Annotated in this window: 23 protein-coding genes, 1 pseudogene and 2 riboswitches; of the genes and pseudogenes, 18 read left to right on the top strand and 6 right to left on the bottom strand. The window is 64.6% G+C overall.

Annotation, left to right across the window (positions count from 1 at the left end; all coding sequences use genetic code 11):
• Positions 1-831 (bottom strand): undecaprenyl-diphosphate phosphatase, encoded by an 831-nt coding sequence (locus tag KSS90_RS14620; protein ID WP_217866128.1) that lies wholly within the window; start codon positions 829-831, stop codon positions 1-3.
• Positions 832-1,221: 390 nt separating this feature from the next.
• Between KSS90_RS14620 and KSS90_RS25910 the strand changes: the two are divergent.
• From KSS90_RS25910 to KSS90_RS14670, 11 genes and pseudogenes are all read left to right on the top strand, one after another.
• Positions 1,222-1,893, top strand: a pseudogene (locus tag KSS90_RS25910) (cache domain-containing protein); the annotation flags it as partial.
• 138 nt (positions 1,894-2,031) lie between these two features.
• Positions 2,032-2,766 (top strand): methyl-accepting chemotaxis protein, encoded by a 735-nt coding sequence (locus tag KSS90_RS25915; protein ID WP_437180093.1) that lies wholly within the window; start codon positions 2,032-2,034, stop codon positions 2,764-2,766.
• A gap of 98 nt (positions 2,767-2,864) precedes the next feature.
• Positions 2,865-3,431 (top strand): nicotinamide riboside transporter PnuC, encoded by a 567-nt coding sequence (gene pnuC, locus KSS90_RS14630; RefSeq protein ID WP_217866130.1) that lies wholly within the window; start codon positions 2,865-2,867, stop codon positions 3,429-3,431.
• Entirely contained in the window at positions 3,428-3,979 is a 552-nt protein-coding gene (locus KSS90_RS14635) for an AAA family ATPase (protein WP_217866131.1), read from the top strand. Before pnuC ends, KSS90_RS14635 begins: the two co-directional genes overlap by 4 nt.
• Before the next feature lie 298 nt (positions 3,980-4,277).
• A complete protein-coding gene (gene fapA / locus KSS90_RS14640; RefSeq protein WP_217866132.1) occupies positions 4,278-4,718 on the top strand; it encodes a functional amyloid chaperone FapA in 441 nt (146 codons plus the stop codon).
• A gap of 1 nt (position 4,719) precedes the next feature.
• Entirely contained in the window at positions 4,720-5,292 is a 573-nt protein-coding gene (gene fapB, locus KSS90_RS14645) for a fibril amyloid subunit FapB (protein ID WP_217866133.1), read from the top strand.
• A gap of 52 nt (positions 5,293-5,344) precedes the next feature.
• Positions 5,345-6,661 (top strand): amyloid-like fimbrin subunit FapC, encoded by a 1,317-nt coding sequence (fapC, locus tag KSS90_RS14650; RefSeq protein ID WP_217866134.1) that lies wholly within the window; start codon positions 5,345-5,347, stop codon positions 6,659-6,661.
• A gap of 62 nt (positions 6,662-6,723) precedes the next feature.
• Positions 6,724-7,404, top strand: coding sequence for a fibril amyloid maturation endopeptidase FapD (gene fapD / locus KSS90_RS14655; RefSeq protein WP_023630128.1), 681 nt, complete (start codon positions 6,724-6,726; stop codon positions 7,402-7,404).
• A 33-nt stretch (positions 7,405-7,437) separates the two neighbouring features.
• Complete coding sequence (fapE, locus tag KSS90_RS14660) at positions 7,438-8,178, top strand: fibril amyloid subunit FapE (RefSeq protein WP_217866135.1); 741 nt, start codon at positions 7,438-7,440, stop codon at positions 8,176-8,178.
• A gap of 46 nt (positions 8,179-8,224) precedes the next feature.
• Positions 8,225-9,505, top strand: a complete 1,281-nt coding sequence (fapF, locus tag KSS90_RS14665) for a fibril amyloid transporter FapF (RefSeq protein ID WP_217866136.1) — start codon at positions 8,225-8,227, stop codon at positions 9,503-9,505.
• Positions 9,506-9,631: 126 nt separating this feature from the next.
• Complete coding sequence (locus KSS90_RS14670) at positions 9,632-11,827, top strand: LTA synthase family protein (RefSeq protein WP_217866137.1); 2,196 nt, start codon at positions 9,632-9,634, stop codon at positions 11,825-11,827.
• 22 nt (positions 11,828-11,849) lie between these two features.
• Here KSS90_RS14670 and KSS90_RS14675 read toward each other — a convergent pair whose 3' ends face one another.
• Positions 11,850-13,175 (bottom strand): sigma-54 dependent transcriptional regulator, encoded by a 1,326-nt coding sequence (locus KSS90_RS14675; RefSeq protein WP_217866138.1) that lies wholly within the window; start codon positions 13,173-13,175, stop codon positions 11,850-11,852.
• A 334-nt stretch (positions 13,176-13,509) separates the two neighbouring features.
• Here KSS90_RS14675 and KSS90_RS14680 point away from each other — a divergent pair, with 334 nt between their 5' ends.
• Positions 13,510-13,776: a hypothetical protein gene (locus tag KSS90_RS14680; protein WP_028690802.1), complete on the top strand. Its 267-nt coding sequence runs from the start codon at positions 13,510-13,512 to the stop codon at positions 13,774-13,776.
• 104 nt (positions 13,777-13,880) lie between these two features.
• Here the strand turns inward: KSS90_RS14680 and KSS90_RS14685 are convergent, their stop codons facing one another.
• Genes KSS90_RS14685 through cobW form a run of 4 tightly spaced genes read right to left on the bottom strand, consistent with a single transcriptional unit; the run spans position 13,881 to position 20,379 of the window.
• Complete coding sequence (locus KSS90_RS14685; protein ID WP_225933084.1) at positions 13,881-14,495, bottom strand: vWA domain-containing protein; 615 nt, start codon at positions 14,493-14,495, stop codon at positions 13,881-13,883.
• A gap of 53 nt (positions 14,496-14,548) precedes the next feature.
• On the bottom strand, positions 14,549-15,544 hold the full coding sequence (locus KSS90_RS14690; RefSeq protein WP_217866139.1) for a magnesium chelatase ATPase subunit I: 996 nt from the start codon (positions 15,542-15,544) through the stop codon (positions 14,549-14,551).
• A 2-nt stretch (positions 15,545-15,546) separates the two neighbouring features.
• Positions 15,547-19,308 carry a cobaltochelatase subunit CobN gene (cobN, locus tag KSS90_RS14695; protein ID WP_217866140.1) on the bottom strand — a complete coding sequence of 1,254 codons (3,762 nt, stop codon included), beginning with the start codon at positions 19,306-19,308 and terminating at the stop codon, positions 15,547-15,549.
• A gap of 3 nt (positions 19,309-19,311) precedes the next feature.
• A complete protein-coding gene (cobW, locus tag KSS90_RS14700) occupies positions 19,312-20,379 on the bottom strand; it encodes a cobalamin biosynthesis protein CobW (RefSeq protein WP_217866141.1) in 1,068 nt (355 codons plus the stop codon).
• 101 nt (positions 20,380-20,480) lie between these two features.
• Positions 20,481-20,677: riboswitch (cobalamin riboswitch) on the bottom strand.
• Between the two features lie 61 nt (positions 20,678-20,738).
• Positions 20,739-20,961: riboswitch (cobalamin riboswitch) on the top strand.
• 99 nt (positions 20,962-21,060) lie between these two features.
• On the opposite strand from cobW, the gene KSS90_RS14705 reads away from it, so the two are divergent.
• The 6 genes from KSS90_RS14705 to KSS90_RS14730 all read left to right on the top strand — a co-directional run bounded on the left by KSS90_RS14705 (position 21,061) and on the right by KSS90_RS14730 (position 24,232).
• Positions 21,061-21,246 carry a CbtB domain-containing protein gene (locus tag KSS90_RS14705; RefSeq protein ID WP_046855330.1) on the top strand — a complete coding sequence of 62 codons (186 nt, stop codon included), beginning with the start codon at positions 21,061-21,063 and terminating at the stop codon, positions 21,244-21,246.
• Between the two features lie 10 nt (positions 21,247-21,256).
• On the top strand, positions 21,257-21,946 hold the full coding sequence (locus tag KSS90_RS14710; RefSeq protein ID WP_217866142.1) for a CbtA family protein: 690 nt from the start codon (positions 21,257-21,259) through the stop codon (positions 21,944-21,946).
• Positions 21,946-22,356, top strand: coding sequence for a cobalamin biosynthesis protein (locus tag KSS90_RS14715; protein ID WP_217866143.1), 411 nt, complete (start codon positions 21,946-21,948; stop codon positions 22,354-22,356). Before KSS90_RS14710 ends, KSS90_RS14715 begins: the two co-directional genes overlap by 1 nt.
• A 28-nt stretch (positions 22,357-22,384) precedes the next feature.
• Positions 22,385-23,137, top strand: coding sequence for a precorrin-4 C(11)-methyltransferase (cobM, locus tag KSS90_RS14720; RefSeq protein ID WP_217866144.1), 753 nt, complete (start codon positions 22,385-22,387; stop codon positions 23,135-23,137).
• A gap of 64 nt (positions 23,138-23,201) precedes the next feature.
• The gene (locus KSS90_RS14725; RefSeq protein WP_217866145.1) at positions 23,202-23,444 is read left to right on the top strand and encodes a DUF1272 domain-containing protein; all 243 of its coding nucleotides are present in this window, start codon (positions 23,202-23,204) and stop codon (positions 23,442-23,444) included.
• 173 nt (positions 23,445-23,617) lie between these two features.
• Entirely contained in the window at positions 23,618-24,232 is a 615-nt protein-coding gene (locus KSS90_RS14730) for a response regulator transcription factor (RefSeq protein ID WP_217866146.1), read from the top strand.
• Position 24,233 lies beyond the last annotated feature (1 nt).

The raw sequence follows: 24,233 nt of genomic DNA on the forward strand, positions 1-24,233 counted from the left end.
TCAGCCGTGCGCCGTCGACCAGTCGACCCAACCGAACTCCCAGGTCGCCAGGATCAGCAGGCCAAAGGCGATCCGGTACCAGGCGAACACCGCATAGCTATGGTTGGCGATGAACTTGAGCAGACCGCGCACGGCAATCATGGCGAAGATGAACGAGACCACGAAGCCGATGGCGAACACTGGCAGGTCACCCGGCTGGAACAGATCACGGTACTTGTACCCCGAATACACCGCCGCACCGACCATGGTAGGCATGGCCAGGAAGAACGAAAACTCGGTCGCCGCCTTGCGCGAGAGGCCGAACAGCAAGCCGCCGATAATGGTCGAGCCGGAACGCGAGGTGCCCGGAATCATCGCCAGGCACTGCACCAGGCCGATCTTCAGCGCATGAGTCCAACGCATGTCGTCGACATGGTCGACCTCCACCCGGTGCTGGCGACGCTCGGCCCACAGCATGATCACCCCGCCCACCACCAACGCGGCGGCAACGGTGATGGGGTTGAACAGATACTCGTGGATCAGGTCGGCGAACAGCACGCCCAGGATCACCGCCGGGATGAAGGCGATCAGCAGGTTGGCAGTGAAGCGTCGTGCCGGTACCTGCGTAGGCAAGCCCAGTACCACGTCGAAGATCTTGCGCCGGAATTCCCACACCACCGCCAGGATGGCACCCAGCTGAATGATGATGTTGAACGCCATGGCGCGTTCGCCGCCGAAGTCGATCAGGTCAGCGACGATAATCTGGTGCCCGGTGCTCGAAATGGGCAGGAACTCCGTCAGCCCCTCGATCACGCCCAGGATGATCGCCTGAAAGGCACTCCACAAATCCATCTTTCCCCCAAGTGCGACGCTGCGCGTGGCAGGCCGCTTGTTTTGATTGAGCTAATTGATACCGCACGCGGCGCGTGCTTTTTACAGCGACAGGTGCCCCCAAAGCCAGCTGAAAAGCCCAGCTGCCTAAAGGTTTCATCTGGCGCGGCCGAAATCCTAGCAGAGCCTTTGTTTCAAGGCTTGCGTTACCTGCAACTGAGGATGTCAAGAACGACGCATTAGCCGTTGGTCGAGTGGGGGCCTGCGACAAAGCATGCTTGGATGCCCTGGATAAAAAGAACAAGACTGGAGTAACGCATCATGAAGACCCTGAGGTCGATGTCGATCAGCCGCCGCCTGTGGCTGATCCTGCTGGTGGCCGTGGCCATGCTGCTGGTGCTGGGCCTGCTGATGCTGCGCCAGATCCATGACGGCCTGTACCAGGCCAAGGCCGAGAAAACCCGTCACGTGGTGCAGACCGCCGCCGGCGTGCTGGCCCATTACCAAGGCCTGGAGGCCGCCGGCACGCTGACCCGCGAGGCCGCACAGCAGCAGGCCCTGCAAGTGGTGCGCGGGCTGCGCTACGACCAGAACGACTATTTCTGGATTAACGACCTGCAACCGAAGATGATCATGCACCCGGCCAACCCCAAGCTCGATGGCCAGGATCTCTCGGCCATCCGCGACCCGGACGGCTTTGCCGTGTTCAACGAGATGGTCGCCCTGGCCCGCAGCCAGGGCGCGGGGCCCGTGGACTATCGCTGGCCCAAGCCCGGCGCCAGCGAGCCGGTGGCGAAAACCTCGTACATCCAGCTGTTCAAGCCCTGGGGCTGGATCATCGGCTCGGGCGTTTACATCGACGACGTGCAGGCCGAATTCGCCCGACAAGTGCGCGACGCGTCGCTGGTGGGCCTGGGCATCGCCCTGCTGATGGCCCTGCTGGTGATGCTGATCGCCCGCAGCATCGCCCGGCCACTGCGCGAGGCCGTGCAGGCCATGGGCAACATCGCCAGCGGCGAAAGTGACCTGACCCGGCGCCTGGACACCCATGGCCGCGACGAGATCACCCAACTGGGTGAACACTTCAACCGCTTCAACGGTAAGTTGCAAGGCGTGATCGGCCAATTGCAGGGCGCGGCCCATGCCCTGGCCGAGTCAGCCAGCCATGTCGGTGACAACGCTGGCTCCGCCCAAGCCCGCAGCGCCCAGCAATCACTGCAGATGGACCAGGTAGCCACCGCCATCAACGAGGTCTCCTACGCTGTGCATGACGTGGCCAAGCACGCCGAACAGGCCTCCAGCGAGATGCACAGCGCCCAGACGCAGGTCGGCCACGGCCAACAGGCGATCCATGGCAGCCTGCAGCAGATCGACCGGCTCTCGGCGACCATCGATCAGGCGGTACAGGTGATCCGCGAACTGGCCAGCCACAGCACCAAGATCGGCGGCGTGCTCGAGGTCATCCGCTCCATCGCCGAGCAGACCAACCTACTCGCCCTCAACGCCGCCATCGAGGCCGCCCGAGCCGGCGAACAGGGACGCGGCTTCGCCGTGGTCGCCGACGAAGTGCGCCTGCTGGCCCAGCGCTCCGCGCAGTCGACCGCCGAAATCCAGACCATGATCGAGCACCTTCAGGGGCAATCCGAAGCGGCGGTGCGGGCCATCGACACCAGCAGCGAAGCCTCGCGCCAGACCGTCGAGCAGGCCCGCGAGGCCGGCAGCAGCCTGGACGCCATCAACCAGGCGCTGGGCAACCTGGGAGCGCTGAACGCCTCGATCGCCAGCGCCACCCTGCAGCAGTCGCATGTGGTCGAGGAAATCAACCGCAATGTCACCGAAACCGCGGACCTGTCGCAGCAGACCGCCGAGGCCGCCCGCCAGTCAAGCGACGCCGGAGTGGCGTTGGCACGCTTGAGCGAGGAACTGGAACAACTGCTGCGCCAGTTCAGGGTATAGCCGCGCCAAGCGGCGGGCAGGTCCGATGCTGCTCGCCGCTTGAAGCCGGTCGCTCGAAGCGGTTAGCATCGCGCCCTTTCCCCGCCCAAGGATCGCCGATGTCCGGCCTCGAACTGTTCGCCGCCGCGCTCGGCGTCATCGCCGTCTGGCTCACCGTCAAGCAGAACCCCTGGTGCTGGCCGATCGGGTTGGTGATGGTGGTGCTGTACAGCTGGATTTTCTACGAGGTGAAGCTGTACTCGGACATGCTCCTGCAACTGGTCTACGCCGTGCTGCAGCTGTACGGCTGGTGGCAATGGACCCGCCCGGACCGGGTCGAGGACGCCCGCCAGGTAACCAGCCTGGCCCCCGTGACGATGCTCAAGGGCCTGGCGATCGGCCTGCTGGGAAGCCTGCTGCTGGGCGCCGCCATGGCCCACTGGACCGACGCCGCCCAGCCCTGGCTCGACGCCGCGCTTACCGGTTTCAGCCTGGTGGCCCAGCTGTGGATGGCACAGAAGCGCCTGCAATGCTGGGCGCTGTGGGTGGTGCTGGATGTGGTCTTCGTCGGCCTGTTCCTCTACAAGGGCCTTTACCTCACCGCCGCGTTGTATGCCCTGTTCACCCTGATCGCCGTGCGCGGCTGGCTGGAGTGGCGCCGCGACCCGGCGCTGGCCGGCGCATGAAAGTCTTGGTGCTGTGCGGCCCGGAGTCCAGCGGCAAGAGCTGGCTGAGCGGCGAGATCCAGGCGCATTTCGGTGGCGTGCTGGTCGGCGAGTATGTCCGCCACTTCATGGAACGCGAGCAGCGCGATACCTGCTACGCCGATATCCCCACCATCGCTCGTGGCCAGTTGGCCTGGGAGGACCAGGGCCGGGCGCAGGCACCGGAGTTGCTGATCCTCGACACCCACCTGCTCAGCAACATCCTGTGGAGCCGAGCGCTGTTCGGCGATTGCCCGGCGTGGCTCGAGCAGGCCATCCAGGCGCGCCATTACGACCTGCACCTGCTGCTGCGCCCCGAGGGCGTCGAATGGATCGGTGACGGGCTGCGCTGCCAGCCCCGGCTGCAAGAGCGCCAGGTGTTCTTCGATGACAGCCTGGCTTGGTTGCAACGCCACCAACACAACGTGCAGGTGATCGACGGCGATTGGTCACAACGCAGTGCCAAAGTGTTGAGCGTTGTACAGCGTCTGCTGGACGGAAAATCCCCCACCTGCCCCACCGAATGTTAAGCCGCTGATACACACTGCCGGGCCATGGCCCCCGGATTTGCGCGTACAACGCCAGATCCGGGGGTAGTGTCACAGCCATGAAACACCCTCGACGAAAACCCGTCAGCGCCCGTCTTCAATGGGCCCGGCACCTCATGGGTCGAGCCTGTGTCTCAACACTGATACAACAATCCGTTGACGCACCAGCGCTAATGCCACAACTAACTGATTCGAAAGCAATAACAAAAACCGGCACAGCTTCTGCTCTTCTTCTGGCAACGCGGCCCAGGCCCAACACGCCGAAGAAGGAATTGCCATCGTGGGGAAACTTGATAAAGGCAACGTCTGTCGTCTCCTGCTGATCGGATGCGCACTGGGTTCCAGCTTTAGCCTGCCAGCCCAGGCCGATAACGGGCTCGTCATCATTACCCGTGATGTGCAACCGCGCATTGCCACCCGCGCCCCGATTGTGCCCGATCCCAATCCTGTCACCGTCAATACCAACCCGTCCGCGCACATACTCAAGCAGACCAACGAGCTGAGCGACGGCGACTTCGCCAACATCAGCAGCGGCGCAGGCATCAACACGCTGATCACCCAACAGACCAACAACATCGGGGCCAACATCGGCACCCAGACACAACTGCCGAACATTGCCGGTGGACGAGCCTCGGGCTCGGGCAATGGCATCGCCAACATGGTCAATTCGAACGTCCAGCAAGGTCTGGGCGCCTTGAAGATCCTCAGCGGGGGTCAGTGACATGAAGCATACGCTGCTGATTCTGGCCACGTTGTGCAGTGCATCGGCCTTCGCGCAATCCCCCGTGATCAACAACGCCACCATCGACAGTTCAGGCGCACAGTACCAAGGCAACCTGGGCGTCAACCAGGCTGCCGGCGACCAACAGCAGCAGGTCAACGCCCGGGCTATCGCCATCGGCCATGACGCCAACGCCAGCACCCAGATCCGCCAACGCTTGCGCACGCATGTCGATCCTTCACTGGATGCTCAGTCCAGCATCCAGGGCAACGCCTTCAGCCATGGCAGCGGCGTTTTAGGCGTCAACCAGAGCGCCGGCGCCAGCAACCAGCAAGCCAACGCACTGCGCATCAGCGTCAGTACACAACCGCAAAGCATCGACGACAGCGTCCTTCTGCAACAGAACGTGGCGCTGATCAACAACTCCGATCCAACCGCCCAGACACCCGGCCATCGCCAGGTCAGCACCAGCGACCAGGCATTCACCGGTAGCCGTGGCGTGGTGCAGTTGAATCAGAGTGCAGGGGTGGGAAACCGCACGGCCAACACCCTGAGCATCCGGGTCGCAGATTGACCCAAACAGGTAACAACAACACTTAACCTAAAACAAAGTACGGAGAACCACCATGAAACCCTCGATGGCACTCAAGCCTCTGGTTTTCGCAATTGCTGCGATCATGGCTGTGGCTGTACAAGCTGGGCAGAATGATCCACGTGGCGGCCACAACAATGGCCATAACAACGGCCACAACAACGGTCATCACACCCCTCCTCCTACCAAGATCCCGGTATATGCAACCGCCAATGCCTGGGACAAGCAAAGCAGCACCAACAACCGCATCAACAATGAAGGCACGGTGAACGAAGCCGAAATGAGCAGCTCGGCCTCCGGCACCAGCGGCAACGTCGGTGTCAACGTCGCGGCCGGCGCCGGCAACCAGCAGGACAACGCCGCCGCCATCGCCAACGCCGGCGCCGATTCGAGCCTGGACAACAGCTTCGTGTTCGGCTCCGCCTCGGCCACCGCCGACGTACGTCAGTACAGCAACAACAACAAGGTCAACAACTACGGCACCACCAACTCCGGCATCATGAGCGGCTCGGGCAACAACGGCAGCGGCAACATGGGCATCAACATTGCCGGTGGCGACCTGAACCAACAGAAAAACACCATGGCCATTGCCAACTCCAATGCGCCACTGGGTAATGCCACCGCCACCGCCTCTGCCGACCAGAACGGCCCAGGCCTGGTCGTGAACAACAGCGCCGACCGCACCTACCGGGTCGATACGCTGACCTTCACCACCACGAAAAGTGGCAGTGCTTCGTACGACAAGGACTCCAGCTACAGCAAGGACAGCAGCGCCTCGTCGAGCTGGGACGCCGCCGGCTCCAACAGCTGGAACGCCAGTGGCTCCAACAGCTCCAGCGCCAGTGGTTCGCGTAGCCATGATTCGAGCTCCTCGGCAAGCGGTTCTCTGAACGCTTCGCTGGATGCCTCGGCAAGCGGCAGCGTGACCCAGACCCAGGACTTCGGCCGCCACGAGCGCAGCCGCACCGACTCGTTCGATGCATCGCTGACCGCCTCGATCGACGCGTCGTATGACAAATCGCATGAGAAGTCTTCCAGCTCCTCGTACGAGAAAGCACGCGACTCTGCGTTCGAGAAAGCCTACGACTCCTCCTATGAGAAGTCGGGCAGCGCCTCCAACGAATCGTCGAAGTCCGGCTCGAAGAGCTACAGCGAGTCCAGCTCGTACGACCTGAGCAACACAGTGTCGTTCCAGGTGCTGACCCCTACCGGTTGGGCTAACCCTGTGACCAACACCGCAACCCTCAGTGGCTCGGTGAACGGTGGCAGCGGCAACCTCGGCGTCAACGTCGCAGCCGGTGTGGGCAACCAGCAGAGCAACTCGCTGGCCATCTCCAACACCTCGTTCTAAGCGCTGTAGCCGTAAGGCCCCCTTCGGGGGGCCTTTCTTCAACAGGACCAGGGGGCAAGACCATGCGAATGATCGCCTTGGCGTTTTTGCTGTGCATGGCCAGTTACAGCGAAGCGGCGCAGATGCCGCTTTCGGTTTTGCCGGGGGGCGCGGTGATCTACAAGCCCATCCAGAGCATCCGTGAGCGCAAGTTCGCCGACCTGGTGCAACAGAAGACCGATTTCAGTTGCGGCGCCGCGGCGCTGGCAACCATCCTGCGCCAGGCCTACTGGCTGGACGTGGACGAACAACACATCATCGAAGGCATGCTGGCCCACGCCGACCAGGACCTGGTGCGGGTGCAGGGCTTCTCCATGCTCGACATGAAACGCTACGTGGAAAGCCTGGGCATGCGTGCCCGCGGCTACCGGGTCGCGGCCGACACCCTCACCAGCGTGCGCATTCCCGTGGTGGTACTGATGGACATCCGTGGCTACAAGCACTTCGTGGTCATGCAGCGCGTCGACAAGGGCTGGGTGTACATCGGCGATCCAGTGCTCGGCCACAAGCGCTACAAGGTCGAAGATTTCCTCAAAGGCTGGAACGGCATCATCTTCGCCGTGATCGGCCAGGGTTACGACAAGAACAATGCCTTGCTCGACCCACCTCTGCCGCTGAGCGCCAAGGGCCGCATAAACAATTTCACCCCGGTCAAAGACGCCGAACTGATGGACTTCGGTTTCATCCGCAGCGACTTCTTCTAATGACAATTGAGCAAGACGCTCCGGGAGCATCCCATGAAGACCCCAGCATGGCTCACCCTGATCTGCCTCGCCGCCGCACTGCCGGCCCAGGCAGAGACGTTCAAACCCATTGAACTGAAGGACCAGGAGTTGGCGAACTTGCGCGGCCGCTATGTGCTGCCGGGGCGGATCATCAGTTTCGGCGTGGTCATGACCAGCACCTGGCAGAACGCCAACGGCGATGTGATCGGGGCCAAGACCTCGATGCAGGTCCAGCAGTCGACCATCAAGCCGCAGTTCTATGTCTCCATGATCGACGAGAAAGGCACGGGCTCGAGCGGCGCCAAAGGTGGGACGGGCAGCGTCACCGGTGGTGGTGGCCTGGACAGCACTGTCGGCGTAACTCAGGTCGTGCGTGCCGCTGGCGACAACAACACGGCCTACAACAACGTCGACATCAACGTCACCAAGGCCAACCAGGCGCCCGACGTGCCGCAACAGGGCCAGGCACTCGCCACAGGCTCGACACTGGTCGGCAGCAACGCCGCAGGGTCCATGAGCGTCTCCGCGAATGGTACCGGCGTGCAACTGAATGTCATGGCCAACAACAACCAGGGCAGTACCCTGCAGCAGATCGCCCAGGGCGGGCTGATGCAGAACGCCACCTTGCTGGGCAACGGCAACCAGGTCAGCAACCTGACCTCCCTCAACGTCGTGCTGCGCGACAACGTGCCTGCTGCGGCCCTTAACGGCAATCTTGACCAGCTCAAAGGTCTTCGCGCGCTCGGATACTGATCTACGCTGACTCTCATCGTATGTAGTCTGAAGGGACGGCTAACTCATGCAACGATCGTTGACGCTCAAAGCTATAGTCTGTCTGAGTACCTTGACCCCGGCCACAATGCTGTATGCAGCTCCGGACCCTCAGGTCGAGGCGCTGAAGCAGGAGCTGCGGGAGCTGAAACAACGCTATGAAGCCCAGCAGAACGCCTTGATGGTACTCGAGCAGCGTGTGCGTCAAGTCGAGGAAACCCCTGCCGCGCCGCCTCCCAAACGGCTGACCAAGTCACCTTCGACACCGGCCAAGGGCGCCCAGACCGTGGCCTCCGGCGCACCGGGCAGCAGCGGCAGCTCCTACGGCCAGTCGCTCAAGGACGATTCGGAGCCGGCGCAAAGCGTTTCCAACCTGTATGACGAAGCCAGCGGATTCTTCGGTGGCGGCAAGTTCAGCATCGAGACCGGCCTGACCTATACGCACTACGATACCCGTGCGCTGACCCTCAACGGCTTCCTCGCGCTCGATTCGATCTTCCTCGGCAATATCAACCTGGACCGTATCAAGGCGGACAACTGGACCTTGGACCTGACCGCCCGTTACAACATGGACCAACGATGGCAGTTCGATATAAACGTGCCAATCGTTTATCGCGAATCGACCTATTCTTCCGGTGGTGCGGGCGGTGCCGGGCCGGTCACCTCCGACGCCACCGTCACCCGCGACCCCGCCATTGGCGATGTCAACGTCGGGATCGCCTACAAGTTCCTCGACGAATCGGAAAACCTTCCCGACGCCGTGGTCACCCTGCGGGTGAAAGCCCCCACCGGCAAGGATCCGTACGGCATCAAGCTGGTCGAGGATCCGACGAACAACAACCTTTCGGTACCCGAGAGCCTCCCTACCGGCAACGGTGTCTGGGCGATCACGCCGGGGATCTCGCTGGTCAAGACATTCGACCCTGCCGTGCTGTTCGCCAGCCTGTCCTACACCTACAACATGCAGGACTCGTTCAGCGACATCAGCCCGCAGGTCAACTCCAAGGTCAAAGGAGACGTCAAACTGGGCGACTCTTGGCAGATCGGCGGCGGCATTGCCTTCGCCCTGAACGAACGGATGAGTATGTCGTTCTCGGTCACCGACCAGTTCGCCAGCAAAAGCAAGATCAAGCCCGACGGCGGCGACTGGCAGTCGATCACCAACAGCGACTACAACGCCGCCAACTTCAACGTCGGCCTGACCTTCGCTGCCACCGACAACCTGACCATCGTGCCCAACCTGTCCATCGGTCTCACCGAAGACGCGCCAGACTTCTCGTTCAGCCTGAAATTCCCCTACTACTTCTGACCGCACCGGGCCCGCGCACGGGCCCGGCATTTGGTTACCGGTTTTGTAGCGCCCGACTTTCCCGGCACCAGCCTGTTATCATCCGGCACAATTTTGTGACGGTTTAATGGCATTAAGGAAAGTTTCGTGAACAACCTGCTCGGTCACCCTCGCGCCCGCCTTGCCAGCCTGGCAATCCTGGTGCTGGTGATACCACTGACCGCGCGCGCGCTGCTGGGCTGGTCCAACCCCTTCGGCTACCTGTCCGATCTCGCCATTGGCAGCCTGTTGCTCCTGCTCCTGCAGCGGCGCCCCTGGTGGCTGGCCCTGCCGTTGCTGTTGGCCTGGGGCGGCCTGTGGGTGGCGTCCGCCGAGCTGGTCAGCGCCGTTGGCCGGCTGCCCACGGTCGACGACCTGACCTACCTGATCGACCCGCAGTTCATGGAGAACTCCACCGGCGGCGGACTGGCCCACGCCTGGCTCCCCGCCCTGCTGGTCGCCGGCATTGGCGCCTGGCTGACGAGCGTATGGCGATCGCCAGCCAGCGAGCCGTTGCCACGGCGACTCTGGGCCGTGCCCCTGGCGCTGTTCGGCCTGCACTGGGGCGGCCAGCAGCTGGCCCCTTCGGACGCAGACCAATGGCGCCAATACGGCCTCACCCACCAGGTGCTGTCGACGGCGGTGGGCAAGGTCCAGCATCAGGCCTTGAGCCGTATGGGCCGGGTGCCGGCAGTCACGGCGCTGTCCAGCGCCGGCCTGACCCAGTCCGACCTCAATGGCGTCAAGCTGCTCGACGCCCCGGGCAAGGCGCGCAACCTGCTGATCATCACCGTCGAGGGCATCCCCGGCGCTTACCTGCGCCCCAACCGCGAGGCACTGGGCAGCCACTACCAGCAGGACCTGATGCCCCGTCTCAGCCAGTGGGCCGAGCGCGGCATGAACACCCCCGACTATGTCTTGCACACACATCAGACCATTCGCGGCCTGTACGCGATGCTCTGCGGCGACTACGACAAGCTGGCCAACGGCACCCCCAAGGGCGTGGAGCTGCTGACCCAGCAGCAACGCAACCAGGCCTGCCTGCCGGCCCAGCTGCGCGAGGCCGGCTTCGCCACCCATTATCTGCAAGGCGCCGGGCTGCGCTTCATGGCCAAGGACCGGATCATGCCGCACATCGGCTTCGACACGGTGCATGGGCTGGAGTGGTTCGCCAACGACAACTACCTGGAATTCCCCTGGGGCAAGGACGACCGCGCGTTCTTCGAGGGTGCGCTTGACTATGTCGGTGAGCTGCGCAAGCAGCCGCAACCCTGGATGCTCACCCTGCTCACGGTCGGCACCCATCAGCCCTATTCGGCGCCAGAGGCCTATCTGCAACGCTTCGATACGCCCAAGCAGGCTGCGGTGGCCTACCTCGACGATGCCCTTGGCAGCTTCCTCGACGGCCTCGAGCGCCAGGGCGTGCTGCAAGACACCCTGGTGATCATCACCTCCGACGAGTCCCACGGCATCGATGGCGTGCGCCTGGCCTCGGCCTGGGGCTTCAACCTCACGCTCGCACCGGAGCAGGCCCAACTGCCCAGGCTCAAGCAGGGCACCTACGGCCACGTCGACCTGAGCACCTCCCTGCTCGATTATTTCGCCCTGCCAATCCCTGCGGCGTTGGCCGGCCGCTCGCTGTACCGCGACTACGACAGTGGCCGCGAGATGATTTCCTACACCAACGGCATGCTGCGCTACCACGATGGCCAGGGCACCCTCAGCGAGTGCGATTTCCAGCAACGCTGCCGGCGCTATGCCAGCCCCGGTTTCATTGCCGACCAGGCAAAATTCGTCGGTCGCGGGGACGACAGCCTTGGGGCGCAGATCGGCCTGCTGGCCACCGGCCTCGACCAGTCGTTGCTGCAGACTCCGCTCAACCTGCGCTACCAGTTCGGCGGTCCCTCCCCCATCGCCCTGGCTGAGCGCATCAAGGATGACTGGGCCGACAACCTGATCGGAGCGCAATACCTGGAGATGCCCGAAGGCACCCGCACCCGGGTACGTCTCAAGATACGAGCGCTGGACCCGCGCCACGCCGCGTACATCCGGCTCAAGGCCAAGGAGCTTGAGCAGGATGTGCAGCTTGGCTTGCCCGAAGAGATTCGGGTAACGGCCGACGAGCCCCTGGAAATGCAGTTCGACTTCGACAACCCCACCGTGCGCAAGGCGTTTTCTTTCCACTTGCTGGGGTACGGCGGCGGCGAGGTAGAGGTCAGCGACTTCAGTGTGATCACCGCGCTGCCCGACGAGCCGGAGACGGTGGAGGAATTGGCAGACGGGCATCTTGCCCAGTCGAGCTGAGGCCCCGTGGGACAGTGGTCGATCAGCGAATCTGGTGCTTGTGCAACAACCGATAGAACGTCGGCCGCGACACTCCCAACACCTTGGCCGCGATGCTCAGGTTGTCACTGTGCCGGTTGAGCACATCACACAATGCCTGGCGCTCGGCGCGGTGCTTATAGTCCTCGAGCGTCCCCAGCGGCTGGTCCTGCTCCTGCAGTTCCTGTAGCCCCAGGTCCTGGGCCTCGATCTGCCGCCCTTCGGCCAGCACCAGGCCTCGCCTTACCCGGTTGGCCAGTTCGCGCACATTACCCGGCCATTCATGCCGCCCCATGGCCGCCAAGGCACCGTCGCTGAACGACCGCGGCCGCCTGCCCGTCTCCGCGCTGTAGAACTGCGAGAAATGGCTGGCCAGCATCGACAGGTCGCCATGCCGGTCGCGCAGTGGCGCGGTTACCACTTGCAGAACATTGAGGCGGTAGTACAGGTCTTCGCGAAACCGCGCCAACGCAATGGCCTTTTCCAGGTCCACATGGGTCGCCGCCAGAACCCTGACGTCAACCGCAATGGGCTGGTTGCCGCCCACCCGCTCGATATGTTTTTCCTGGAGAAAGCGCAGCAGATTGGCCTGCAGCTCTAACGGCAGATCGCCGATCTCGTCGAGAAACAGAGTACCGCCGTTGGCCGCTTCGATTCGCCCCACCTTGCGCTGGTGCGCACCCGTGAAGGCGCCCTTTTCATGGCCGAACAGCTCGGACTGGATCAGGTGTTCCGGGATGGCCCCGCAGTTGATGGCAATGAACGGTTTGTCCCGGCGCTGCGACTGCCGGTGCAAGGTACGCGCCACCAGCTCCTTGCCGGTGCCACTTTCGCCACGGATCAGCACTGGCGACTCGGTGGGCGCCAGCTTGCCCAGCAACTTGCGCAGCTCGCGGATCGGTCGGCTTTCGCCCAGGAGTTCGTGTTCGGGCTCATCCACCCGCACCGCACCCTTGCCGCGCAGGCGTGCCATGCCAAAGGCACGGCCCAGGGTTACCTGCACCCGCGAGACATCGAACGGCAGCGTATGGAAGTCAAAAAACCACTCGCAGACGAAATCACCGACATTCTGCAGACGCAGTTCCTCGGCGCTGAGCACGGCGATCCACTCGGTATTGCTGCGTTTGATCAGATCCTTGAGCGCTTCGGGATGCAGCAGGTGCGAGGCTTGCAAGCGCACCAGGCCAACGTCGCAGGGCTGCTCCAGCGCGGCCTCGAGCGTGCAACTTCGTACATCCCAGCCGACACTGCGCAAGCCTGGCAACAGGCGGTGGCAATCGTCGCAGGGGTCGACGATCAGCAGGCGGCGGTGGGATGCAGGTTCAAGCATGACCTTTCCTTGGCGCCAGTTATTGGTTTTTTACCTATAAACAGTCAGTTGCGACGCCCGAATTAACAGTAGCAATGAACTTGACGCCCCCCACTACCGTTGGTCAGCCCGCCACTGTCGCTGCTGCCCAGGCCAGGAATTTTCCCAGTCAAAACTCGTCTTAGGCGCGAAGGGAATGCATAAAAAAATGCCGTCGATTTAAAAAAATTCAACGTCCCTGTGACTTGACCACTGACTTGGAGCATCAGTACGGATAACCCCGCGCTGTAACGTATTCGGAAATAACACCGCGGAACATTATTTCGCTGTTTGGGACCATGAGAGAGACCGAACCATGAACGCCCCGCTCCGTGTCAACGAAGCACTGCTGATCGCCGACCACGCCTTCGAACCCTTCCAGTGCGTAGCCTGGGATGCACCCAACGGTACTGGTGAACTGAGCCTGGCAGTGATCGACCGGACCAGCACTCGTATCGGCAGTAAACAAGTGTCCTCGCGCGTCTATTCCGACCCTGCGCAATGGGCCAGCCTGATCGAGGAAGTGCGCGCCGAACTGTCCGGCAAAGGTTACGACCTGCAACCCTGGTCGATGCCGAAGTAAGCGAGATTGCCTATTGCAAGTGCGTGGCCGCCACGCACTTGGGCAACTTTCCCCGAAGACGGGTAGAACTTTTTCAATTGCGACATCTTGTCGCAGCCACATGCTTAATTCGTCACTGCGAACTGCTCGATATGCCGATAATCGGCATGCAGTTGTTCGGCAAGTTGCCGTGCGCGGCCCACACGTACCGCTGCCGTTTCCATATCCACCAACAGTGTGCTGCACGGCAATGGCTGCAAGTGCTCCCTGTGTTGCAGGCGACCATCGGTCAGCACCAGGCAGCGCTGGGTTTCCTGGGGAAAGCGCTTACCCCGCACCAGCAGCCAGTGGCGCGCCTCCTCCAACGCCGCCAGCAGCGGCGTGCCGCCGCCGGCCCCCAGCGCCTGCAACCAAGGCTGCAACGCCGCCGAGGCCTTCAGGCCATGCCGTTGCCATTGCGGCTTGTCGCCACTGGCCGTGAGCAAGGCCAGACGTGCGCGCTGCCGGTAGGCCTCATCGAACAATCCAGCCAGCAGGCCCTTGGCCTGGGCCAGCGCCTGGTTGCGTCGGGTGGACGCCGATGCGTCGACGATCACCAGCCAAAGCTCCGGCGCCTGGGCCTGACGCAATTGCCAGCACAGCTCGCGACGCAGGCGCGGACGCCCCTTGAGCAAGGTCGGCAGCCAGGCGATACGGCCAGTCTCGGCCGCACGCGGACGACCCCGGATACTACCTGTCAAATTGCCGGCACGGGGTTTGGCATCCGCCGCCTGGGCATGGCGCGAGCGGATGCTCAGGGCTTTTTTGCCCAGTTCGGTACCTCGCGGCGTACGCCCGTCGCCACTGGCTGAGGCGGCAACGCGCCCCAGTCGCCCTGCCCACCTTGCGCTTGCGGCAGTTGAGGTGGCTCACCCGCCGCCGCCTGCGGTTGCGGCGCCTGGGTGCGACGGCGATGGCGCAAGGCGAACTCGGCGACCGCCTCCACATCCGCCTCTTCGATCACCGCGTTACCGCGCCAAGCGGCGTGGGCCCGCGCCGCACGCAGCCAGACCAGGTCGGCACGCATACCGTCCACCCCGGCGGCAAAGCAACGCTCGGTGATCCAGGCCAGAGCCTGGTCGTCCAGGGCGATCGACGCCAACTGCTCACGCGCGGCCTGGCAACGCTGGCGCAGCGCGGCCTGCTGAGGCGCCCACTGGGTACAGAACGTCTGCGGGTCACTGTCGAACGCCAGCCGGCGGCGGATGATCTGCTGGCGCGCTTCAGGCGCGGGCAGGCCCTCGAGGGCCACGTTCAGGCCAAAGCGATCGAGCAGTTGCGGACGCAGTTCACCCTCTTCCGGATTCATGGTGCCGATCAGTACGAAACGGGCGGCATGGCGATGGGAAATGCCATCGCGCTCGATACGGTTGGTGCCGCTGGCAGCCACGTCCAGCAGCAGGTCCACCAAGGGGTCAGGCAGCAGGTTGACTTCGTCCACGTACAGTACGCCGCCATCGGCATGGGCCAGCACACCCGGCGAGAACCGCGCCTGGCCCTGGCCCAGAGCGGCATCCAGGTCGAGGGTGCCGACCAGGCGCTCTTCGGTCGCCCCAAGGGGCAGGGTCACGAATGGACCGCCGCCCAGCAGGTCGGCCAGCCCCCGCGCCAGGGTGCTCTTGGCCATGCCCCGCGGGCCCTCGATCAGCACGCCGCCGATCTTCGGATCGATTGCCGTCAGGCACAGGGCCAGCTTGAGGTCGTCGGCGCCGACCACGGCAGCCAGGGGGAATTGTACGGGTTCGCTCATGTTCAGCTGTCTTCCTCGCCGGCGAGCAACTGCTGCTCGAGGCTCTCGCGATAGTCGCCCGGCTCCTGCCACAACCCGCGCTGCTGGGCTTCCAGCAAACGCTCGGTAAGGTCGCGCAGGGCTTCGGGGTTGTGCTCGCGCATGAAATCACGGGTGGCCGGGTCGAGCACATAGGCGTCGGCCAGGCCCTGGTAATGATGGTCGTCGATCAGGTGGGTGGTGGCGTCGAAGGCGAACAGATTGTCGACCGTCGCCGCCAGCTCGAATGCACCTTTATAGCCATGGCGCTTGGCGCCGTCGATCCATTTCGGATTGAGCGCGCGGGCACGAATCACTCGGTTGAGCTCTTCCTTCAGGGTCCGCACCCGCGGCCGGTCGGCCTGGCTGTGATCGCCGTGGTAGCTGGCCCGCGCGGTGCCGGCCAGGGTTTCGGCTGCCGCCAGCATGCCGCCCTGGAACTGGTAGTAGTCGTTGGAGTCGAGCAGGTCGTGCTCGTGGTTGTCCTGGTTCTGCAGCACGGCCTGCACCTGCGCCAGGCGCTGGGCGAACGCGGCGCGGGCCGGCGTGCCTTCGTCGCTGGCGCCGTAGGCGTAGCCACCGTGGTTGAGGTAGACCTCGGCCAGGTCGTCACGGCTGTGCCACAGGCGCCCGTCGATGGCGTTCTGCACGCCGGCGCCATACGCCCCCGGCTTGGCCCCGAACACCCGCCAGCCGGCCTGCCGCGCCGCCTGCTCCAGCTCCATGCCGGCGCCGAGCAACGCTTCACGGTCGGCGCGCACCCGAGCGGCCAGGGGGTTCAGGTCGTCCGGCTCGTCCAGCGCGGCCACCGCCTGCACGGCGGCGTCGAACAGGCGGATCAGGTTGCCGAAGGCGTCGCGGAAGAAACCCGACACGCGCAGCGTCACATCCACTCGCGGCCGGTCGAGCAGGCTCAATGGCAGGATCTCGAAGTCGTCGACCCGCTGGCTGCCGGTGGCCCACACCGGGCGCACACCCATCAGCGCCAGGGCCTGGGCGATGTCGTCGCCGCCGGTGCGCATGGTCGCCGTGCCCCACACCGACAGGCCCAGCTGACGCAAGTGGTCGCCGTGGTCCTGCAGGTGGCGCTCGAGGATCAGGTTGGCCGAGGCAAACCCCAGGCGCCACGCCGTGGTGGTCGGCAGGTTGCGCACATCGACGGTGTAGAAGTTGCGCCCGGTGGGCAGTACGTCCAGGCGGCCACGGCTGGGGGCGCCACTGGGCCCGGCCGGGACGAAATGCCCGGCCAGTGCGGCCAGCAGGCCGTCGATCTCGGCGGCGCCACAGGCGTCCAGGTCCGGTGCGATCCGTTCGACCAGCGCCTGCAAGACCTCGCGCACCGGTGCCCAGCCGTCTTCATCCGGCAACGCCGCAGCCCCTTGCAATACCTGCTCGATCAATGTCAGCGCGAGGCACTCCAGACGCTCACGGGTATCACCACAGGTACGCCATGCGCTGTTGTCGAGCTGCAGCAGCAGGTCCGGTCGCGGCCCGTCCCAGGCCTGCCCCAGGTCGCAGTCCAACGGATCGAAGCCCAACGCCAAGGCCTTGGCCAGCACGCGAATCAGGCTGGCGTTACCGCCCTTGCCATCTCCCCGCGCCACCCGCACCAGGGCCAGCAGCGTGTCGCTGCGCAGACGCCCCTGGGGCGACTGGCCGAATACGTGCAAGCCATCACGGATCTGCGACTCCTTGAGGTCGCACAGATAGGTGTCCAGGCGCGGCAACCACACTGCGGCGTCCTCCAACTGCCCCTCAAGCTGCAGTTCACGGTCGATGTGGTTGGCCTTGACCAGTGCGAGGATGTCGCGCTGCAACTCGTTGGCGCGACGTGGATCGAGCAGCTGCGCTTCGTAGTACTCGTCGGCCAGCTGTTCCAGGTGGCGCAGCGGGCCGTAGGTCTCGGCGCGGGTCAAGGGCGGCATCAGGTGGTCGATGATCACCGCCTGGGTGCGGCGCTTGGCCTGGGCGCCCTCGCCCGGATCGTTGACGATGAACGGATAGATGTTGGGCAACGGCCCGAGCAACGCGTCCGGCCAGCATTCGGCGGACAACCCCACGCCCTTGCCCGGCAGCCATTCCAGGTTGCCGTGCTTGCCGACATGGATCAACGCATCGGCGGCGTAGCCGTTGCGCAACCAGAAGTGAAACGCCAGGTAGCCGTGCGGCGGCACCAGGTCCGGGTCGTGATACACGGCGCTGTGGTCCACCTGGTAGCCCCGCGCCGGCTGGATGCCGACGAAGGTCAGGCCGTAGCGCAGGCCAGCGACCATCATGCGCCCACTGCGAAACATCGGATCCTGCTCGGGCGGCCCCCAACGCTCCAGCACGGCGCGCTGGTTGGCCTCGGGCAACGCGGCGAAGGCGCTGTGGTAGTCGGCCAGAGCCAGGCTCTGGGCGCAAGGGCGCTGGTCAAGGTGATCGAGGTCGTTGGTAACACCGCCGAGCAACTGGTGGATCAACTCGGTGCCGCTGTCGGGCAGGCCGGCTACCGGGTAACCCTGCGCCTGCAGGGCCTTGAGGATGTTCAACGCCGCGCCTGGGGTGTCGAGGCCGACACCATTGCCGATGCGCCCGTCACGGGTCGGGTAGTTGGCCAGCACCAGGGCCACGCGCTTCTCCTGGTTGTCCAGGCGCGCCAGTGTCACCCAGCGCCGCGCCAGTTCAGCGACGAAATCCATGCGTTCGGGGTGAGCGCGGTAGCAGACCACGTCGGACTGGCTGCGCTCGCTGCGCCAGGCCAGGTCCTTGAAGCTCACCGGTCGGGTGATGATGCGCCCGTCCAGCTCGGGCAAGGCGATGTGCATCGCCAGGTCGCGGGCGCCGAGGCCCTGCTCGCTCTGCTCCCAGCCGGGCTGGTTGTCCTGGGCGCAGATCGCCTGCAACACCGGCACGTCGCGACGCAGCGGACGCAGATTGGGCTGTTCGGGGCTGGACAGGGCGAAGCCGGTGGTGTTGATCACCACCTCCGCCTGCACTTCGTCGAGCCAAGCCTCGACCTGGTCCAGGCAGGCGCGCTCCTTGAGGCTGGCCACGGCGATCGGTAACGGATTCAAGCCGCAAGCCTGCAGGCGCTGGCAGAACACATCGATGAACGCGGTGTTGGCTGCCTGCAGGTGGGAGCGGTAGAACAACAGCGGCGCCACCGGATACTCCGGATGCCACTCGGCGTACCAGTCCTCGAGCCGTGCGCTGGCCTTGGCCGGGTGATAGACCACCGTGCGCGGCAATGGCTGCGGCTCGTCCCAGGGGTAGGCGCGCCCCAGCCACTGGCTGGCCAGGCAGTTGAACAGGTTCAGTGCATTGGCCTTGCCGCCCTGGCGCAGGTAATGCCAGAGGCGCTCGGCCTGTTCGCCGCGTACCGTGCCCAGCCCGGTCAGCTCCGGGTCGGGGCGGTCGTCGCCGGGCACCAGGATCAGTTGCACGCCCCGTGCCGCCAGCTCGACCAGTTGTTCGACACCGTAGCGCCAATAACCGACGCCGCCATGCAGCGACACCAGGATCACCTTGGCATGGCGCAGCACCTGGTCGACATACAGGTCGACCGAGGCGTGGTTCTGCACCTGCATCGGGTTGGCCAGGCGTACGCTGGGAAAATCCGCCGGCAACTGCTCGGCGGTTTCGGCGAGCAGCGCCAGGTGTGAATCACCGCTGCAGAGGATCACCAGCTCGGCAGGAGTCTGGCCGAGGTCGGCGATGCTGTCGTCCGGCACGAAGCCGCCGGGCTGGGTCCGCAGCAGGTGCATGGGTCAGGCGCCCAGGGCCTGGCGCAGGCGCGCCTCCAGCTGGGTCGCGTCCAGGTCCTGGCCGATCAGCACCAGGCGGGTGATCCGTGGCTCCTCGCTGCGCCATGCACGGTCGAAATGCTTGTCGAAGCGGGTGCCCACACCCTGGATCAGCAGGCGCATCGGCTTGCCGGGAATAGCGGCGAAGCCCTTGGCGCGCAGGATGCCGAACTCGGTGACCAGTTGCGTCAAGGCATCGAGCAGCAGGCTCTCGTCAGCCTCGGGCAGGTCGATGGAGATCGAGTCGAAGGCGTCGTGGTCATGGTCGTCATGATCGTCGCCGTCGTGATGGCTGTCGTGGTGGGTGCGGCGACCATCGATATGCGCCTCGGACTCGGCGCCCACGCCCAGCAGCACCTCCAGCGGCAGGCGACCACTGCTGGCCTCGATCACCTTGACCGCCGGCGGCAGTTCCTCGGCCACTTCGGCACGGACCTTGGCCAGGCCCTCGGCATCGATCAGGTCAGCTTTGTTCAGTACCACCAGGTCGGCGCTGGCCAACTGGTCGGCGAACAGTTCGTGCAGCGGCGACTCGTGATCGAGGTTGGGATCGAGCTTGCGCTGGGCATCGACCTGGTCTGGGTAGGCGGCAAAGGTGCCAGTGGCCACGGCCGGGCTGTCGACCACGGTAATCACCGCGTCGACGGTGCAGGCGTTGCGGATCTCCGGCCACTGGAAAGCCTGCACCAAGGGTTTGGGCAGTGCCAGGCCGCTGGTTTCGATAAGGATATGGTCGAGGTCGCCACGGCGGGCCACCAGTTCGCGCATCACCGGGAAAAACTCTTCCTGCACGGTGCAGCACAGGCAGCCATTGGCCAGCTCGTAGACGCGACCGTTGGCCTCCTCCTCGGTGCAGCCGATGCTGCACTGCTTGAGGATTTCGCCATCGATGCCCAGCTCGCCGAATTCGTTGACGATCACCGCGATGCGGCGGCCCTGGGCATTGTCGAGCATATGGCGCAGCAAGGTGGTCTTGCCCGAGCCGAGGAAGCCGGTAACGATGGTGACGGGAAGCTTGGCCAGTGTTTTCATGTCGCGATGCCCTTGGCAGCAATGGCGCGGGCATGCAGGACGACAGCCACGGCCCGTGTCGGCCTGGCTGTTTCGCCACCGGATCACCCCGCCCGGTTGAAAGTCGAAAACGTTGCGAGGCAGGTCTCCTGGCTTGCACCGCCGGCCATCAAAGCCAGTGGGATGGCGCCTTCCCGCGCGTGCGCAGTGGCTGTGCCGAACCCTTCAGTGCCTACAGTTGCGGGGGCAGCCGCGGCTTGTACCGCGTTCCCGTCTTAGCCCGGGACAACGCCCGGGAACCTCGAACCGGCAAGGCTACGCAGTGCCTGCCTGGCGGTCAACCGCCGCGGCGATTGACGCAGCACCGGCCCCGTGATTTGCTAGCGCATTGCATTCAGGTGCCCCCAATGGGGGTGAAACGGGAAACCGGTGCGTCGCGCCTCCTTCACAGGGCCGACAAGGCCGGTGCTGCCCCCGCAACGGTAAGCGAGAGAAGCGTCCAGACCACTGTGCCCGTCGTGCGGCATGGGAAGGTGACGTTTGATCGATGGAGCCCCACTCCACCTCGCCAGCCCGGAGACCGGCCTGACATGCTTGCAGAACACCCCGCGGTGGGCGGGCGCTGTCGTATCACCTGGGTCAGTCGTGCCCGGGACGTCGCGCCTGCCCGTTGCCACAACAAAAGCAGCAGAGGAACGCGTCATGCCCATCACCCATGCCAAACCCAGTATCGCCACTCCCGTAAGCCTCAGCCAGCGACTGATCGTCGCGGTCGGCGCCAGCCTGCTGGGCCTGTGCCTGGTGTACTTCGCCGGTTTCTCGCACATCGAGGCGGTACACAACGCCGCCCACGACACCCGCCACAGCGCCGCCTTCCCTTGCCACTGAGTACCCCCGCATGATCACGCGCATCGCTCGCACCGCTGGCTTCAGCGGCCTGCTCGCCGCTCTGCTGCTGACCCTGCTGCAAAGCTTCTGGGTCGCACCGCTGATTCTCCAGGCGGAAACCTATGAAACCGCCGCCCCCGCCGCCGAACACCACGAACATGGCGAGGCCGCCGCGCCTCATGAACACAGCGCCGAAGCCTGGGCGCCCGAAGATGGCTGGCAACGCATCCTGTCGACCACGGGCGGCAACCTGGTGGTCGCCGTCGGTTTCGCCTTGATCCTCGCCGCCTTGTACAGCCTGCGCGAACCTGGTCGCGTTAGCACCGGCGCACTGTGGGGCCTGGCGGGCTTCGCCGTGTTCTGCCTGGCGCCGACCCTGGGCCTGCCCCCGGAACTGCCTGGCACCGCCGCCGCCGACCTCGGCCAGCGCCAGACCTGGTGGATCGGCACCGCCGCCGCCACCGCCACCGGCCTGGCGCTGCTGGTATTCGCCCAGCACTGGCTGTTCAAGGTGCTGGGTGTCGCCCTGCTGGTGATCCCGCATCTGATCGGCGCACCACAGCCAGCGGTTCATGAAAGCCTGGCCCCCGAAGCGCTGGAGACCCAGTTCAAGATCGCTTCGTGGCTGACCAACGCCGCGTTCTGGCTGGCCTTGGGCCTGCTCAGCGCCTGGTTGTTCCGCCGCTCCAGCCAGCACTGATGCGCGACCTCGCTCCCCAGCCGGCGTTGTATGCCGGCTTTGGTTGCCGCCGTGGCTGCCCGGTCGAAACGCTCGCGGTGCTGCTGCGCCAGACCCTGACCCACCACGCCCTGCCTCTGTCGGCACTGAAGGCCATCGCCAGCATCGAACCCAAGGCGCGCGAACCGGGCCTGCTAGCGCTGGCCGAGCGGCTCGGGCTGCCATTCATCTGCTTCGACAGCAGCCACTTGTCGAGCTTCGAGGCCCTGCTCAGCCAGCGCTCGGCGACCGTATACGCGCAGACGGGCTGCTGGGGCGTCGCCGAAAGCGCGGCCCTGGCCCTGGCCGGGCGCACAGGCGCCACGCCGCGCCTGCATGTACCAAGGCAAGGGCTCGGCGGCGCTACCCTGGCCCTGGCCATGGGTGGATAATCCGCCCCTTTACCTGCAAGGAACCCCCATGACGGTCTATTTCATCGGTGCCGGCCCCGGCGATCCGGAGCTGATCACGGTCAAAGGCCAGCGCCTGATCCACCAATGCCCGGTGATCATCTACGCAGGCTCGCTGGTACCGGCTGCGGTGCTCGAGGGTCATCAGGCGCATACCGTGATCAACAGCGCTGAGCTGCACCTGGAGCAGATCATCGAGGCCATGCGCCAGGCCCATGCCAACGGCCAGAACGTCGCCCGTGTACACAGCGGCGACCCCAGTCTGTATGGCGCCATCGGCGAACAGATCCGCCATCTGCGTGAGCTGGCCATCGATTACCAGATCATCCCCGGCGTGACCGCCACCGCCGCCAGCGCCGCGCTGCTGGGTTGCGAGCTGACACTGCCCGACGTGGCGCAGACAGTGATTCTCACCCGCTACGGTGACAGCTCGCCGATGCCAGCCGGTGAGCAACTGGCCGACCTGGCCCGCCATGGCAGCACCCTGGCTATCCACCTGGGCGTGCGTCATCTGCCGCGGATTGTCGAGCAGCTGTTGCCGCATTATGGCGCCGACTGCCCGGTCGCCGTGGTCCATCGCGCCACCTGGCCAGACCAGGACTGGGTCAAGGGCACCCTGGCGGACATCGCCGAGCGCGCAGCTGCCAAGGGCTTCCGGCGTACCGCGCTGATCCTCGTCGGCCATGTCCTGGGCGATGCCCCCTTCGCCGATTCGGCCCTGTACCGCGCCGGCCACGCCCACCTCTATCGCCCCGGCCCATGAAGCGATTGCCGAGCGGGTGACGGCGGAGCACACTGGGCCTTCCAACTGGATGGAAACCCCGACCATGCTCGACCTGCGCCCCAACTGCGAATGCTGCGACACCGACCTGCCTCCCGAAAGCACGGACGCGCTGATCTGCTCGTTCGAATGCACCTTCTGCCGTGCCTGCAACGTGCGCCACTTTCATGACCGCTGCCCGAACTGCGGCGGTCAACTGGTGACGCGCCCCACTCGCGTCGGCAAGGTGCTGGCGAACAACCCGGCCTCCACGCAGCGGGTAATCAAACCCCACGCTCCCTGCGCCTGAATCCGACTTGTAGGAATTTTCTACATATTGGTACTGGATTTTCAACACACCTATACTCGCCTATTACCAAGGATCCTGAATGTCCGTAAGGTGCGCGCTGCCCAGCAAGTCCGCAGCCCAGTACCTTGAATGCAAGGCTGAAAACGGGCTGCACTTTGACAGGAGTTACCTGAATGACATCCGTGCTGTTGGTCGATGACCACCACATTGTGCGACTCGCCGTACGCATGCTGCTCGAACGCGAACGCTTCACCGTCGTAGGGGAAACCGGTAAAGGCAAAGAGGCCGCCCGCCTGGCCGAGCAGACCAAGGCAGACGTAGTCATCCTCGACATCGGCCTGCCTGACCTCGACGGCATGGAGGTGATCAAGCGCCTCAAACTGATCGAGCCTCCTCCGCGGATCATGGCCCTCACCGGGCAGCCCGCCGACCTTTACGTGCGCCGCTGCATGGACGCCGGCATCTCGGCGTTCGTCAACAAGGACGAAGACCTCGATGCCCTGCTCTTCGCCCTCAAGGCACTGGTCAAAGGCTACTCGACGTTTCCGCAGATGGCAGTCAACAGCAACACCCTGGAAAGCGAGACCGAACGCCTGGCACTGCTGTCCAACCGCGAAATGGAAGTGCTGCGCCGGCTCAGTGCCGGCCAGAGCAACAAGCTGATCGGTGAGCAGATGAACCTCAGTGCCAAGACCATCAGCACCTATCGCGGCCGGATCATGGAAAAGCTCAAGGTCGAGTCGTTGGTGGAAATGGTCGACCTGGCCAAACGCAACCACGTGGCATGAA

It is taken from the genome of Pseudomonas maumuensis (assembly GCF_019139675.1).
GTDB classification, from domain to species: Bacteria; Pseudomonadota; Gammaproteobacteria; order Pseudomonadales; family Pseudomonadaceae; genus Aquipseudomonas; species Aquipseudomonas maumuensis.